The following is a 15,266-nucleotide window of genomic DNA, read 5'->3' as shown; positions in this document are numbered from 1 at the left end:
CCTTTCAATTCTTACTTATCAACTTTTCTTTCCATTAAGTAGGCAGATAAAGCGTCAATGTCTTCATCAGAAACTTTATATTGACCAGTCATCTTATTACCAGGTTTAACGCTTTCTGGGTCTTTAATCCATTTTTTAAGATTTTCTTCATCATGTTTTAAGTAACCTGCAATTAAATCACGATCACCAAAGTTTGTTAAGTTAGGACCTTTAGCTCCATCTCCAGTTGGTGTAACAGCGTGACATCCTGCACATGATTTGTTAAATACCTTTTCGCCCTCTTTAGCTTGACTAGAAGTAGCGGCTACAGGTTTTTTAACATCTTTCATATCTTTAACCCATTTATCAAAATCATCTTGTGGTAGGGCTTTCACTTTAAAGTCCATTAAAGCATGTGATGGTCCACATAACTCAGCACACTTACCATAGAATAGATTTTTGACTTCTTTAGCTCTTTTATCATCGAATTTTAAGTAGAATTTATTAATACCTTCTACGTTTGTATCCAATTTCCCTCCAACTGCTGGTACCCAGAATGAGTGTTTAACATCAGCTGAATGTAATCTGAAGTAAACTTTTTTATCTGTTGGTACAACCAGTTCTTGGCTGGTAACAATTTTTTCATTTGGATAACTAAACTCCCACCAATAAAGGTTAGCAGTTACATCAATAACAAGTTCTTTACTTTTACCTTTTTCATCTACTTTATCGATTGCTTTAGTATCTCCAAGTGAGAACGTAAGCATAACAGTAGGAATTGCTAGAATAATAAGTAAAATAATTGGGATGATTGTCCAAACCAATTCTAATTTATGATTTCCTTCAACGTCTTTAGGTACATAATCTTCACCTAACTTTTTACGACGGAATTTAATCATTGCAAATAAGAATATAACAACAACTACAACAATAACTAGCAACATAATGCCTATTGAAAGCATTAGTAAAAAGAATTGTTTATCAGCAACTTCACCAGCTGGGTGAAGAACTGATAAATGTTTTTGTCCACAACCTGCTAATACAAACAGCAAAGTAGCAAGCAAACCGAACATTTTCGTGTTTTTTAAACGTGTCTTCATTCGTTTAACCCCTCTTTCATGCATTCATTCATAATTAATTATATTAATTGTATAACAGTTACGATAACTGTCATGACAAAGAAAATAACAAGATAATTTAAAGAAAAAACAAACATACTCGTAGCCCATTTTGATTTGTTTATTTCTTTTTTAAATCCATATAAAGCTAATAACATCCATGCTAAATTGAGCAGTGTTGCAATAACAACGAACACTGTACCAAGTTGTGTCATTAAGAACGGTATCGGTAATAAAAGAACTACCCAAAACAACATACTTAAACGCGTTCTATTAAAGCTTTTGACTGACGGTAACATTGGTATATTAGCTAAGGTATATTCATCTTTACGACGATAAGCTAAAGCATAAAAATGAGCAGGTTGCCATGCAAATAACACTAAGAATAGTGTCCATGCTAATGGGCTTAATGATGGATCAATACTCGCCCAACCAATTAACGGCGGTATTGCACCTGGAAAACTTCCTACAACTGTATTCCAAACAGTATGTCTTTTTGACCATATTGAGTAAAGTACAACATATCCAAATATACCAAGTAATCCAATTATGCCAGTTGGAATATTTATCATGAATAATAAAATTTCACCCACAACCATTAATCCGAAACTTAATTGAATTAAGTGGCGATTACTAATACGTCCATTTACTGTAGGTCTCTTTTGTTTAGAAGGCATGATAGAATCGATATCTTGGTCGTAATAATTGTTTATAGCACATGCTCCGCCCATAATAAGGGTTGATCCTACCATCATTAATAGAACAACCGGTAAACTGTGGAAGAAGTTAAATCCACCAAATACTATTGCAAGCCACGCACCCGCAAATGTTGGGATCAGATTTCCTTGAACAAGACCCATTTTAATGATGGCTTTAATTTCATACAAAGTGAGACGTCCAGTTTCAATTTCTTTCTCAGAAGTCACACTATATTGATTTTGTTGCAATTTTGTCCCTCCTTCCATTATCTTTCACATATAACTCAATGATATATGAAAATTGTCACATAATCTATACATTTTTGAAACAAAATTTTGACATTTTATTACTTATCGTTTGTTCGCATAAAAAGTCATTATTGTGTAACATTTACAATGCACATTCATTGTTATACTATAGATATTAGTGTTTAAATTAGAATCGTATTAAAGTAAGAATAATTGTTAATACGTTGTTCTCTTAAATTCTATCATATTTTGACATATAAATAAGGTTTATTTTAGAATAAAACTCATTTTATAGTACTATAAATATCAATTTTAATTTTACTTGAGGTGTTCGAATTGTTTAGTGATAAATTTTTAAAATGGCTATCAACTATAGCGACAATTGTGATGCTCTTTGTCCAATTAGGTGGCGCTTTAGTTACTAAGACTGGGTCTGCTGATGGTTGTGGAAACTCTTGGCCATTATGTCATGGCTCTGTTATACCTGCAGATTGGCCAGTAGAAACGATTATAGAATTAGCCCATAGAGGCGTATCTGGATTAGCACTTATTCTTGTTTGCCTACTTACTTATATAAGTTGGGTCAAACTTGGACATATTAGAGAAGTTAAACCACTTTGTATTACAAGCATTGCATTTATCTTTGCTCAAGCTTTAATTGGTGCAGCAGCTGTAATTTGGCAACAAAATAGTTTTATTTTATCTCTACATTTCGGAATATCACTCATTAGCTTCGCATCAGTTTTATTATTAACATTAATTATTTATGAAGTTGATCAAAAATTCGAAGCTACAAGCTTAATAATAGATAAACACTTAAAGTTCCACACTTATGCTGTTACATTATTTATATATTTTGTGATTTATTCAGGCGCACTTGTAAGACATGCAGATGCAAGTTTAGCATGTTTAAGTTGGCCATTATGTAGAAACGGTGAAGTCGGATTACCTCAAAACTTTTATGAATGGGTTCAAATGTCTCATAGAACTTTAGCATTCATTATATTTATTTGGATATTATATATTTTCATTCATGCATTCAAAAATTATACACAATACCGTGTAATTAAATACGGTTGGACATTAGCTTTTATACTTGTTTGTTTACAAGTAACGACAGGTGCTTTATCAGTTATTACACGTGTTAACTTATTTATCGCACTCTTCCATGCATTATTTATAACAATGTTATTTGGATTGTTATGTTACTTCATCATGCTAATATCACGTTCTAAACATCGAAGTTAACATTCAAAAAGCCGCTGGAATCATTTGATGATTTCAGCGGCTTTTATTTTATTATGCTTTATCGATTGTAATAATTAAATCTTGTGTTTGAATACTGTCACCAGCTGAAACGTAAATATTGCTTACCGTTCCATCAAATGGTGCTTGTATTGTTGTTTCCATTTTCATTGCTTCAGTAATGATAAGTGCATCACCTTGTTTCACTTCATCACCTTGTTTCACTTTCACTTCTGAAATTGTACCAGGCATTTGAGCACCAATATGAGATTCATTACTTAAGTCTGCTTTTTGTAATACTGCCTCAGATACTTTAACATGCTCATCTTTAACGTATACTTTTCTAGGCTGACCATTCAGCTCATAGTAAACCCAACGATGACCATCTTCGTATACATGACCGATAGAAAGTAATTTAACGATTAAGATCTTACCTTTATCAATTGTTATTTCAACCGTTTCATTCTTCTTCATACCGAATAAGAATGTAGGTGTATCTAACAATGATAAGTTTCCGAAACTTTCATATGTCTTAATATATTGTTCGTAAACTTTAGGATAAATGGCATAACTGATTAAGTCTTGTTCCGTTACTTCCTCTTGTTGTTTAGCTTGTAGTTCTTCACGCAATGCATCAAAATCAACAGGCTCTAATAATTCTCCTGGTCGTTTTTCAATTGGTTGTTGCCCTTTTAAGATGACTTTTTGTAATTCTTTATTAAAGCCATTTACTGGTTGGCCAATTTCGCCTTTAAAGAATGAGACAACTGATTCAGGGAAATCTAGTGAACGTCCACGTTTAATGACACTTTCTTCATCTAAATCATTTTGAACCATGTATAATGCCATATCCCCAACTACTTTAGAAGAAGGTGTAACTTTTACGATATCACCAAATAATAAGTTAACACGTTTATACATGTCTTTAACTTCATTAAACCTTCCACCTAATCCTAAACTTTTAGCTTGTTGGCCTAAGTTAGAATACTGTCCACCTGGCATCTCATGTTGGTAAATTTCAGTATGTGGAGAACGAATATCACTTTCAAAATCAGAATAATAGTTTCTAACTGTATCCCAATATTGAGATAATCTTTCAAGACCATCAATATTTGTTCTAACATCTCTTTCATTTCCACTTAATGCATAGTATAAAGAGTTAGCTGAAGGTTGTGATGTTGTACCACTCATACTTGCTACTGCAGTATCAATCACATCGACACCTGCTCTAATCGCACTTTGATAAACAAGTAATCCGTTACCACTCGTATCATGAGTATGTAAATGGATTGGAATATCAATTTGTGTCTTCAATTCACTAATTAATTCATAAGCTGCTTTAGGTTTTAACAAACCAGCCATATCTTTAATGCCAAGAATATGTACACCTTCACGTTGTAATTCTTTAGCTAGATTAATGTAATACTCTAAAGTATATACGTTAGATCTTTCAGGATTTAAGATATCGCCTGTATAGCAAATTGCACCTTCAGAGATTTTACCTGATTTTTGTACCGCTTCATTTGCGACTTTCATTTGATCTAACCAGTTTAATGAATCGAATATTCTAAACACATCGATTCCAGCTTCAGCACTTTCTTTAACAAATTTTTCAATCACATTATCAGGATAGTTTTTATATCCAACTGCATTTGATGCTCTTAATAACATTTGGAATAACACATTTGGAATTTTTTTACGTAAGCGTGTTAAACGTTCCCATGGATTTTCTTTTAAGAAGTTATATGCCACATCAAATGTTGCACCACCCCACATTTCTAAAGAAAATGCGTCATTTAAATATTTAGCTGTTTCAGGTGCGATTTGTAACATGTCGTATGTTCTCATACGAGTAGCTAATAATGATTGATGTGCATCTCTAAACGTCGTATCCGTCAATAGTACTTCTTCTTGTTCTTTTAACCATTTACTTACGCCTTCAGGTCCATGTTGTTCTAGAATTTGTTTCGTACCTGATAATGATGCAATTTCTTCATTAGATACTTCTTCTAATTTGAACTTTTCAAAGTGTGGTTTTTCTCGTTTTTCAACACCAGGGAATCCATTTACCGAAATATTCCCGATATATTGTAACGTCTTTGTACCTCTATCTCTAGTCGGTGTAATATCAAAAAGCTCTGGGTTGTTCTCTAAAAATTTAGTTGTATATGTACCCTTTGCGAACTTCTCGTGATTTACCACATTATACAAGAATGGAATATTAGTTTTAATACCTCTTATTCTCATTTCTTTAAGCGAACGTAGCATTTTTTCAGTCGCTTGTCTTAATGACATAGCATGTGTTGAAACTTTCACTAATAATGAATCGTAATAAGGTGAAATTTCTGCACCTTCGAATCCATCACCAGCATCCAGTCTTACACCAAAGCCACCACTTGAACGGTAAGCAATAATTTTACCTGTATCTGGCATGAAGTCATTTAAAGGATCTTCAGTTGTGATACGACTTTGAATTGCAAAACCTAAAGTAGTAATATCTTCTTGTTGAGGCATTTCAATTTTGTTACCAAATAATGATTCACCTTCTGCAACTAAAATTTGTGTCTTAACAATATCGATACCTGTTACCATTTCAGTAATTGTATGTTCAACTTGTACACGTGGATTAACTTCAATAAAGTAGAATTCGTCACCAGATACTAAGAACTCAACCGTACCTGCATTGACATATCCAATTTTCTTCATTAAGTCTAATGCAACATTACAAATACGATGTCTTAATTCATCACCTAATGAAACAGATGGTGCAACTTCTACAACTTTTTGATGTCTACGTTGTACTGAGCAATCTCTTTCATATAAATGAACTAAGTTTCCATGCTCATCACCTATGATTTGAACTTCAATATGTTTTGGTTGATCTATGTATTTTTCGACATAAACTTCACTATTACCAAAAGATTTTCCCGCTTCTGATTTAGCTCTTTGATATGCATCTTCTAATTCACTCGCATTATTTACAATACGCATACCTTTACCACCACCACCAGAAATAGCTTTGATGATAACTGGGAAACCGTGTTCTTTAGTAAATGCTTCTACTTCCTCAAATGATTCAACCGCGCCATCAGTTCCTGGAATAACTGGAACATCTGCAGCTATAGCTGTCGCTCTTGCTTTTACCTTATCCCCAAACATGTCTAAATGTTTAAGTTCTGGTCCGATAAATTTAATGCCTTCTTCAGCACATCTCTTAGCGAATGTTTCATTTTCACTTAAAAAGCCATAGCCCGGATGAATCGCATCGACGCCTGCTTTTTTTGCAACTTTTATAATTGCTTCTATATTTAAATAACTTTCAGTTGGTCCAAGGTTTTCATCTACTAAATAAGACTCATCTGCTTTATATCTATGCAATGCGCCTAAGTCTTCATTAGAATAAATTGCTACCGTTTCAATATCTAACTCTGTAGCTGCTCTAAAAATTCTGATTGCAATTTCGCCTCGGTTGGCTACTAATAATTTGTTTATTTTGCTCATATTTGGAGGCTCCCCTCAATGTATTTGAATTTTCTAAAAACAATATATTAGTCCATTATATAAAAATTGCGGATTATATTCTACTATAATCCGCAGTTTTTATATAATTTATTAATTTGATTGATTAAATATGCATTTACCTCGTGCTTTGACGACTCTCAATTCTTATTTGTTTAGCCGTTAATAATAGTATACCTGTCGCGATACTTAAGCTTAACATAGAAGATCCTCCAAATGTCATAAACGGCAATGGAACACCTGTTAAAGGAATTGTTCCTGAAATACCAGCTAAATTGACAAAAGTTTGAATACCAATATAGCTTGAAATACCGACACACACTAATTTAAAGAAATATGAATCCGTAAGTGCTGCATATAAGAAACCTTTATATACAATGAAGCCAAGTAATCCTATTATAAATAACACGCCAACTAAGCCTAATTCTTCAGCAATAACTGCAAAGATAAAGTCTGTATGCGGCTCAGGTAAATAACCTAATTTCATAATACCATTACCTAACCCTTTACCAAAGAGTCCACCATTACCGATTGCTAATAATGAATTAGCTAAGTGATATCCAATACCACTTTCGTAGTTGAAAGGATTTTCAAGTACATGAAATCGGTCTGCTTGGTGTTGTGACAGAATGCCTCCTTTAAACACTATACTAAAGATAATCAGTAATACAACACCTGCAAATATTGGTCCAGACCATTTTATAATGGCTTTAATACCAATACCTGAATACGCAAATATACATAATACGATCATACATAGTATCAACGCTTGACCAGTATCATTTTGTAATAAGACTAATCCAATACAAGTACCGATTAAGAATAAAGGCATCATCAGTGCAAGTTTAAATTGTTTAAGTCGATTTCGCCTTTTATCAATAATGAAAGATAAGTATAAAATCATTGCAACTTTCAATATTTCCGATGCTTGTAAGTTCATAAATCCTAAGTTAATCCAACTTTTTGCACCATTAATCGTCGTACCAACAAGTAACGTTAACACGAGCAAACCAAATATTGTGAATATGACAATTTGTTGTACTCTTTTATTCTTTAAAATGTTGATGTGCATAAAATACGACATAAAAAATACAATAAAAAATCCAACTATACAATATAGTAGCTGCCTCACAAAAAAGTAAGTTCCCGATACTGGAATACCACCTGTTAAAGTACCTTTTGTAGCAGCAACCATACTTGCACTGTATACCATCACTAAGCCAATGAATGATAAAATGATATAAGTAATTAACAATGTAAAATCTATGTATTTTGAGTAATTCTTAATGTACTGGAAAAACCTCTTAATATATTCCATCGACTCATTCCAATTCTAAAAAAATAAGTCTAAAGAAAGATTTCTCCTCTCTAGACTTTGTATAATTTAAGCATTTGTGAAAGCATCATGCAATTTAGATAGTTCCTTTTCTAAACTTGCCATAAGTGTCTGACCCTTTTCTCTATCAACAAGTCCAATTTGTACTGCAAAATCTACTTCCTTTTGAAGACCAAACATTTGCGTATCTAAAACTTCCTCATATAAAGGACATTGTGGCATTGTTAAGTTGTCCATTTGTACCTTTATTAACTGAAGGATTTTTTCAGAATCGTTATATAATTGGTCATATGCCCTTTGACAAATTTCTGAATCGTAATGCATGACATACTCCCCCTTAATCTTTTTAAGTTTCTATACTTATAAAATTTTAGCCTACAAATCTGAAAATTGCAAGCGAAAACAGAAGGTTATTAATTACAAATATGTTAAAATTGAATTGTGAGATTGATAGGAGTGAAAAAATTGATACAAATTAAAGGAAATACGAAGTTTAATATTACGTTAGATGCAACAACATGGATTTTTGATGATCGCAAAGTAAAAATTGAAGATTTAGAGCAAGGTATCTTTAATGGCGAAAAGCCAATTGAATTTGAAAATAATGTTGCATGGAACCGTGCAATCCTTGAAGGGGCTACAAATCCTCCAACATTAAATAGTGAAACAACTTATAAAAGACGTTCATTTTTAAAAGATACTTATGTCATAAATGCGATGCCTTTTATCAAAAATGCAGAACCAAATGAAAGCGCTACAAAAGTAGTCTTAAAAAATGATCAAGATTCAATTGAGATTCCAATTGAACAATGGCCATATTTATTTTTCCAATTCTCTAAAGAAGGAAAAATGATATATAAAGATGGTAAAATCGACGCTTTTACTTATGATCAAGAAAATGGTTACCAAAATAAATTCAGTTATGTTTCTGACATAGAGGTTGTTTAACCATGATTATGAAAGTGAAATGCATTATTTGTGATTCTGTCGTTAATTTAGATTCTAAATCTAAAGAAGCAAAAAGATTAAGAAATCACCCAATCCGTACGTTTATGTGCGATGATTGTAAAGCAAGACTTGATAAACCTAAATCAGAATAAAATAAAAAAGGCAGCTCTCATGAGCCGCCTTTTTTATTGTTGTTTACCGCTACTTCGTTCTTTATGAAGTCTGTAACGATATAGACCTAAAACAATTGCTGCAATTATTAAACTTTCTCCTACTGGCAAGAATACCGCTAGAAATGTTAATAATAAACAACCTAAAAACAGTAATATATAGATAATAATGTTTTGCCAAAACTTTAGTTTTCTTGCAAACCCTAAATTATAAACAATCGCACTTAATACAAAAATCGTTAATAATAAAAGCCACATACCAAGCTCTGGGTTCTCATCTACTCTAAATAACTTACCAAAAAATGAAAGCCTTTCTGTTGGATTGACACTTACATTTTTAGCAACTAAGAGCATCTATATCACTCCTCTTCTTGTTCAGCCATTTTTTGTCTCTTCTGAGCTCTTTCTCTTTCTGCTTTATCTAAAATTTTCTTTCTTAAACGAATTGATTCAGGTGTTACTTCAACTAATTCGTCATCATTTAAGTATTCTAACGCTTCTTCAAGAGTTAAAATTCTAGGTTTTTTCATTGTTGTTGTTTGTTCTTTAGTAGCTGAACGGATGTTGTTAGCTGCTTTAACTTTTGTAATGTTAACTGTTAGATCGTTTTCACGAGTGTTTTCACCAACAATCATACCTTCATAAACTTCAGTACCTGGTTCCATGAAGTTTACACCTCTATCTTCTAAGTTCAAGATAGCATAAGTACTTGCTACACCTTTATCGATTGATACAAGAACACCATTTCTTCTTCCACCAATACGTCCTTTAATTCTTGGACGGTAAGAATCGAATGTATGGTTAATGATACCATAACCGCGAGTCATTGACATGAATTCAGTAGTGTAACCAATTAATCCACGAGCTGGAACGATAAAGATTAATTTAGTTTGTCCATTTTCGTTAGATTGCATATCAACCATTTCACCTTTACGTGATCCTAAAGATTCAATAATTGCACCTGTATATTCATCAGGAACATCAATTTGAACACGTTCATAAGGCTCTGATTTAACGCCATCTATTTCTTTGATAATAACTTGAGGTTTAGAAACTTGTAATTCATAACCTTCACGTCTCATATTTTCAATTAGGATAGATAAATGTAACTCCCCACGTCCTGCTACAACCCATGCATCAGGTGAATCGGTAGGTGTTACACGTAAAGAAACATCCGTTTCTAATTGTGTTTCTAATCTTTCTTCAATCTTACGAGCTGTTACGTAAGTACCTTCTTTACCAGCGAATGGAGAATTATTAACTGAGAATGTCATTTCTAATGTTGGCTCATCAATTCTTAAAATTGGCAAAGCTTCAACATGATCTTGAGGTGTAATTGTTTCACCTACGTTAATATCTTCCATACCACTAATAGCGATTAGGTCACCAGCGTATGCTTCATCAATTTCTATACGATTTAAACCAAAGAAACCAAAGATTTTTGTAACTCTAAAGTTTTTAACGGTACCATCAATCTTAACTAATGATACTTGTTGTCCAACTTTAATTGTCCCTCTGAATACACGCCCTACACCAATACGTCCAACATAATCATTATAATCTAATAATGCAACTTGGAACTGTAATGGCTCATCTCTATTATCAATAGGTGCTGGTACATATTCTAAAATTGTTTCATATAGACATTGCATGTTTTCGTCTTGTTTATCAGATTCTAAACTAGCAGTACCACTTAATGCAGATGCATATACAACTGGGAATTCAAGTTGCTCATCATTTGCATCTAATTCAATAAATAAATCTAATACTTCATCTACAACTTGTTCTGGTCTTGCAGAAGGTTTATCTATTTTATTAACAACTACTACTGGTTTTAAATTTTGTTCTAATGCTTTTTTAAGTACGAAACGTGTTTGTGGCATCGTTCCTTCATAAGCATCTACTACTAATACAACACCATCAACCATTTTCATAATACGCTCAACTTCTCCTCCGAAGTCAGCATGTCCAGGTGTATCTAGTATATTGATACGGTGATCTTTATAGTCAATTGCCGTATTTTTAGCTAATATCGTAATACCGCGTTCTTTTTCAAGGTCGTTTGAATCCATCGCACGTTCTGCTATATGTTCATTTTCACGAAAAATACCAGATTGCTTTAATAATTCATCTACTAAAGTTGTTTTTCCGTGGTCAACGTGGGCAATAATCGCAATGTTACGTACATTTTCTCTTAAATTAGTCATGCAAAAAATTTTCCTCTCCGATTTAAATTAATCGACATTTATTCGACTTAAATTTATAACTTGATAATTATAACATAAATCGTTTGAAAAATAACTATTATTGAACAGATTTACTCAAATTTCCATATTTTTTATTTGATAGCGTTTTAATCAACAGGTTGATTTTTCTTTAAATGTGAAGCATAATAAAATAATGAAAACGGTTAAAGGATGGATATAAATGAAGAAATCTAAAGCAATATTCGTACTACTTGCTTTAATTGTAACATGTCTCCTTTTAGTGTTTAGCTTTGCATTAGCAGAAGGTTCTATGTTGTTTATGTTATTAGCAGTATTGTTAATCGTTGCAACTATGGGATTTGGTTTTACACTTAAAAAGAAATACCGTGAAAACGGTTGGCTATAAACATCATACGACATCAAATGAAAAGCATATCACTTAACGAAACGTTATCGTGATATGCTTTTTTGTATTAAGGTTAGGTGTATAAAGTTGATGATATTAATTAGGATCTAACTTTCATTATTTCGAATTGTGGTAATTAGATAGACCACTCTTACGGACATTTCTCTGAATTCTGCCTTTATAAAAAAAGGCTTAAACAATAATTGTTTAAGCCTTGCACTCTACTTTCCTTTAAATCTTTCTGTATGAATTTGTTCTAACATTATCTTGTATGGTAAGAAGTATTCATTCAATAATTCTTGGTGAATTTTTTTATTGCCTATTAGTATTGAATTCGCTTCTAATATATTTAAGTGTTCTCCTAATTGGTTTGTTACAACTGCGCCTACTTCTTCAGCAATTATTAAGCCTCCTGCAAAGTCCCATGGATGTAATCGCATTGTTAAATATGCACTTGTATTGCCTTTTGCAACGTTAGCAAAGTCTAATGCTGCTGATCCGTATGCTCTTGTACTTCTTGCTTGATCAACAATTGGCATGTAGATTTTAGCTAATTTTTCTTTTGTTAACCATAATGGATTTGTTGAAATTAAACTGGTCTTCAAATCAGTGTCTTCTAAAGGTTTAAGTTGTTCATTATTTAACCATGCACCTTTACCAGCTATGGCGTGATACATTTTATCGTTCATCACATCATATACAAATCCTGCATATTTTTCACCATCAATAAAAATACCGATTGAAATGGCGAAATTTTCTTGTTGATGTACAAAGTTTAGCGTGCCATCTATTGGGTCAACAATCCATAGGACGCCCTCTGTATTATCAATATCCGTGCCGTGACCTTCTTCTCCTAAAATGCGATGTTCTGGATATGTAGATTTAATTTGATTAAATAATCTTTCTTCTGTTTCTTTATCTATATTTGTCACTAAATCATTAGGGTTTGACTTTGTTTCAATTTGAATATCGTCATCTATTGAATCACGAATAATTTGACCCGCTTCTTGTATTATTTGATAAGCAAATTTGTATATTTCCATGACAAAACCTCCTATGTTATTTTTATATTAGCATTGTTCTTTATATATTCAAAAAAATTTATGATAAAATATTGTTAAGTACCACAGTTATAAGGAGGACAACTATGACTAAGTATACGTTTAAACAAAAAGATTTTAAAGTTTTTAGTGTTGAAGGTTTAGAAAATAGGATGCAAGCACTAGACGAACAAGTAAGACCACAATTACATGCTTTAGGTGAAAGATATACAAAATATTTAACTGAACAAACTGGAGATACATTCCATTACCATGTTGCAAAACATGCAAGAAGAACTGTTAATCCCCCTAAAGATACATGGGTTGCCTTTGCGACTAATCAACGTGGATATAAAATGTTACCACATTTTCAAATTGGCTTATTTGAATCACAATTATTTATAATGTTTGGTGTCATGCATGAAAATAAAAACAAAGGTCAAATGGCTGACTTTTTAAATAAAAACTTTAACTTATTAGAAGACTTACCAAGTGATTATTCATTATGTTTCGATCATTATAATATTGATAAGTCTCCTATTGATTCATTATCTACAGAAGATTTGAAACATCATATTAAAAGACTTAAAGATATTAAAAAAGCTGAGTTCTTTGTAGCACGTACTTTAGATCCTAAGTCTGATGTGTTAAAAACAGATAAATCATTTACTGCATTTTTAGATGAAACATTTGATGAATTAATCAAATTTTATAGTTAATATTTAAAATAACAGCCCTTCAGTATTGAACTGAAGGGCTGTTACTTATATATTGATTAATAAATATATGGATCGTCATCTTTTTTCTTTTTATCTTCTGAATTAAACTGATTTTGTTGATGATTGTTATCGTCTAAATGATTATGATCATTTTGGAAATTCACATCTTCAAATTGATGATTTTTTTCTTTTCTCACTAATAACATAATACCCGCAATAATTAATACAAGGAATGAAATGATGTTAAAGATAAGTATTGAAACAATACCACCAAGTATAGCTGATATACCAGATAACATTCTCTGTTTTTTAACAAATACTAATGCCACTATCGCTAATACAATACTAATGATTAGAACGATAAGTGCATAATTTGTAAAGCTACTCATAACAGATGACAATTGATCCGAAGATATTTCATTTTGTAACTCTGGATTATTTTGTATTTGTTGCTCAAATTCCATCTTAAATTGAGCAGTGTTTGAAACAGATTTCGTTATAAATGCCAATACAATTCCAATTAATGAAAATACTGCACCTATAACAAGTAATATATATTCTGTTGTTCTTTTCATTTTAACCCTCCTAAAATTTGTCAATTATTATTATCTCAATCTAAATTTTATTTATCAAGTTTATTATCGTTTTTTTCTATATTTTGTTCGTCCTTATTTTTTTCTTCAAAATATTTTTTCTGTTGTTGCATTCTTTTTTCGTAATTATTTCTTCTTTCAATCGTTGCATTAGGTTTTACTTTTTTAGGTTTCTTTTCTTTTTTCAGTTTATCAGGTTGAACTTGATACTCATCTGATTGTGTTGTTTCATAATTGTATGGATCTTCATGTCTTTGACCAATATCCTCTTGCAGATTAATATCTGACTGATTTGCATCATCTAAGTCTTCAACCTTTGTTTCTTCTTGTTGATTTCGTTGTTTTTTATTTTGATGCTTTTTACTACGAGAAAGCACTTCCTCACTATGAGCAGTTTCAGTTTGTTCTACTGAATCAACTTGTGCTGAGCGTTCTTTCTCATGTGATGACTCTTCTACATGTTCTTCTCGATATTGCTTTTTAGGTTCAACTCGTTGACGTTCTCTTGGCTGTGGTTGAATATTTTCTCGTTGATTTTCATAATAAGGTTGTTGTGGTGCCATACCTTGAACTGGTAATATTTTATCTTTTCTTACGAATAATAAAATACATACAATAAAGAAAAATAATGGTACAAGCACAATAAATAATGGAATTGTAATAATTGCTAATAGTAAAAATACAAAAGCCGAAAATATTCTCCATCTCATTAAAACTAAACCAATAAATGAAAATATTAAAACAATAATCAAGTAAATTATAAATAACCAAATACCATTTTGAATATTTAGCGCTACTTCACTAGCAGACATTAATTGTCCATTAGTCGTAATATTAATATTTAGTCTATTAATTAAAGTTTCTAGCCTATTTATATTTTCTGGATTATTTAATACGACAAGTGCAACAAATAAAGATAAGGCTGTTATGCCCAATAATATAATCCAAGCAAACCAGCCGAGAAATTTTTCTACACCTCTACCAACTGGTTGTCTCACATGTTCTACATATGAATTCATCATGTTTACCTCCTAATAAT

15 protein-coding genes are annotated in these 15,266 nt (G+C 31.9%); 5 read left to right on the top strand and 10 right to left on the bottom strand.

Annotated features, from left to right (window positions below):
- Positions 1-11: 11 nt before the first annotated feature.
- Positions 12-1,079 carry a cytochrome c oxidase subunit II gene (coxB, locus tag CD035_RS03850; protein ID WP_037587457.1) on the bottom strand — a complete coding sequence of 356 codons (1,068 nt, stop codon included), beginning with the start codon at positions 1,077-1,079 and terminating at the stop codon, positions 12-14.
- Positions 1,080-1,117: 38 nt separating this feature from the next.
- On the bottom strand, positions 1,118-2,044 hold the full coding sequence (cyoE, locus tag CD035_RS03845) for a heme o synthase (protein ID WP_078104452.1): 927 nt from the start codon (positions 2,042-2,044) through the stop codon (positions 1,118-1,120).
- Positions 2,045-2,380: 336 nt separating this feature from the next.
- Between cyoE and CD035_RS03840 the strand changes: the two genes are divergently transcribed.
- Positions 2,381-3,292, top strand: a complete 912-nt coding sequence (locus CD035_RS03840; RefSeq protein WP_048542269.1) for a COX15/CtaA family protein — start codon at positions 2,381-2,383, stop codon at positions 3,290-3,292.
- Positions 3,293-3,343: 51 nt separating this feature from the next.
- Here CD035_RS03840 and CD035_RS03835 read toward each other — a convergent pair whose 3' ends face one another.
- The 3 genes from CD035_RS03835 to CD035_RS03825 all read right to left on the bottom strand — a co-directional run bounded on the left by CD035_RS03835 (position 3,344) and on the right by CD035_RS03825 (position 8,468).
- Positions 3,344-6,790: a pyruvate carboxylase gene (locus CD035_RS03835; protein ID WP_048542268.1), complete on the bottom strand. Its 3,447-nt coding sequence runs from the start codon at positions 6,788-6,790 to the stop codon at positions 3,344-3,346.
- A 136-nt stretch (positions 6,791-6,926) separates the two neighbouring features.
- Positions 6,927-8,126 (bottom strand): FtsW/RodA/SpoVE family cell cycle protein, encoded by a 1,200-nt coding sequence (locus CD035_RS03830; protein ID WP_048542264.1) that lies wholly within the window; start codon positions 8,124-8,126, stop codon positions 6,927-6,929.
- A 66-nt stretch (positions 8,127-8,192) separates the two neighbouring features.
- Entirely contained in the window at positions 8,193-8,468 is a 276-nt protein-coding gene (locus CD035_RS03825) for an Fpa/YlaN family protein (RefSeq protein WP_025904660.1), read from the bottom strand.
- Positions 8,469-8,609: 141 nt separating this feature from the next.
- Here CD035_RS03825 and CD035_RS03820 point away from each other — a divergent pair, with 141 nt between their 5' ends.
- Both CD035_RS03820 and CD035_RS03815 read left to right on the top strand, forming a co-directional pair.
- Complete coding sequence (locus CD035_RS03820; protein ID WP_048542262.1) at positions 8,610-9,092, top strand: hypothetical protein; 483 nt, start codon at positions 8,610-8,612, stop codon at positions 9,090-9,092.
- A gap of 5 nt (positions 9,093-9,097) precedes the next feature.
- On the top strand, positions 9,098-9,244 hold the full coding sequence (locus CD035_RS03815; protein ID WP_075578086.1) for a DUF2197 domain-containing protein: 147 nt from the start codon (positions 9,098-9,100) through the stop codon (positions 9,242-9,244).
- A gap of 33 nt (positions 9,245-9,277) precedes the next feature.
- Here CD035_RS03815 and CD035_RS03810 read toward each other — a convergent pair whose 3' ends face one another.
- Positions 9,278-9,616: a YlaH-like family protein gene (locus CD035_RS03810; RefSeq protein ID WP_037587446.1), complete on the bottom strand. Its 339-nt coding sequence runs from the start codon at positions 9,614-9,616 to the stop codon at positions 9,278-9,280.
- 5 nt (positions 9,617-9,621) lie between these two features.
- The gene (typA, locus tag CD035_RS03805) at positions 9,622-11,469 is read right to left on the bottom strand and encodes a translational GTPase TypA (protein ID WP_048542260.1); all 1,848 of its coding nucleotides are present in this window, start codon (positions 11,467-11,469) and stop codon (positions 9,622-9,624) included.
- A gap of 220 nt (positions 11,470-11,689) precedes the next feature.
- Between typA and CD035_RS03800 the strand changes: the two genes are divergently transcribed.
- On the top strand, positions 11,690-11,875 hold the full coding sequence (locus tag CD035_RS03800) for a DUF5325 family protein (RefSeq protein WP_048542258.1): 186 nt from the start codon (positions 11,690-11,692) through the stop codon (positions 11,873-11,875).
- A 221-nt stretch (positions 11,876-12,096) separates the two neighbouring features.
- Here the strand turns inward: CD035_RS03800 and CD035_RS03795 are convergent, their stop codons facing one another.
- Positions 12,097-12,918, bottom strand: a complete 822-nt coding sequence (locus CD035_RS03795) for an inositol monophosphatase family protein (protein ID WP_048542257.1) — start codon at positions 12,916-12,918, stop codon at positions 12,097-12,099.
- A 104-nt stretch (positions 12,919-13,022) separates the two neighbouring features.
- Here CD035_RS03795 and CD035_RS03790 point away from each other — a divergent pair, with 104 nt between their 5' ends.
- Complete coding sequence (locus CD035_RS03790) at positions 13,023-13,634, top strand: YktB family protein (RefSeq protein WP_037587436.1); 612 nt, start codon at positions 13,023-13,025, stop codon at positions 13,632-13,634.
- Between the two features lie 56 nt (positions 13,635-13,690).
- Here the strand turns inward: CD035_RS03790 and CD035_RS03785 are convergent, their stop codons facing one another.
- Positions 13,691-14,209: a DUF4064 domain-containing protein gene (locus CD035_RS03785; RefSeq protein WP_048542255.1), complete on the bottom strand. Its 519-nt coding sequence runs from the start codon at positions 14,207-14,209 to the stop codon at positions 13,691-13,693.
- A 47-nt stretch (positions 14,210-14,256) separates the two neighbouring features.
- Positions 14,257-15,249: a DUF4064 domain-containing protein gene (locus CD035_RS03780; RefSeq protein WP_080964690.1), complete on the bottom strand. Its 993-nt coding sequence runs from the start codon at positions 15,247-15,249 to the stop codon at positions 14,257-14,259.
- Positions 15,250-15,266 lie beyond the last annotated feature (17 nt).

The sequence above is a fragment of the Mammaliicoccus sciuri genome, assembly GCF_002901825.1.
Classification (GTDB): Bacteria; Bacillota; Bacilli; order Staphylococcales; family Staphylococcaceae; genus Mammaliicoccus; species Mammaliicoccus sciuri.
The sequence above is the reverse complement of the archived record's forward strand: the minus strand, read 5'-3'. Positions and strand labels throughout refer to the sequence as shown.

Coding starts and splice junctions, on each gene's coding strand:
- CD035_RS03810 (WP_037587446.1), bottom strand. CDS start 9,616: ATGCTCTTAGTTGCTAAAAATGTAAGTGTCAATCCAACAGAAAGGCTT.
- coxB (WP_037587457.1), bottom strand. CDS start 1,079: ATGAAGACACGTTTAAAAAACACGAAAATGTTCGGTTTGCTTGCTACT.
- CD035_RS03790 (WP_037587436.1), top strand. CDS start 13,023: ATGACTAAGTATACGTTTAAACAAAAAGATTTTAAAGTTTTTAGTGTT.
- CD035_RS03800 (WP_048542258.1), top strand. CDS start 11,690: ATGAAGAAATCTAAAGCAATATTCGTACTACTTGCTTTAATTGTAACA.
- CD035_RS03830 (WP_048542264.1), bottom strand. CDS start 8,126: ATGGAATATATTAAGAGGTTTTTCCAGTACATTAAGAATTACTCAAAA.
- CD035_RS03785 (WP_048542255.1), bottom strand. CDS start 14,209: ATGAAAAGAACAACAGAATATATATTACTTGTTATAGGTGCAGTATTT.
- typA (WP_048542260.1), bottom strand. CDS start 11,469: ATGACTAATTTAAGAGAAAATGTACGTAACATTGCGATTATTGCCCAC.
- CD035_RS03795 (WP_048542257.1), bottom strand. CDS start 12,918: ATGGAAATATACAAATTTGCTTATCAAATAATACAAGAAGCGGGTCAA.
- CD035_RS03780 (WP_080964690.1), bottom strand. CDS start 15,249: ATGATGAATTCATATGTAGAACATGTGAGACAACCAGTTGGTAGAGGT.
- CD035_RS03835 (WP_048542268.1), bottom strand. CDS start 6,790: ATGAGCAAAATAAACAAATTATTAGTAGCCAACCGAGGCGAAATTGCA.
- CD035_RS03825 (WP_025904660.1), bottom strand. CDS start 8,468: ATGCATTACGATTCAGAAATTTGTCAAAGGGCATATGACCAATTATAT.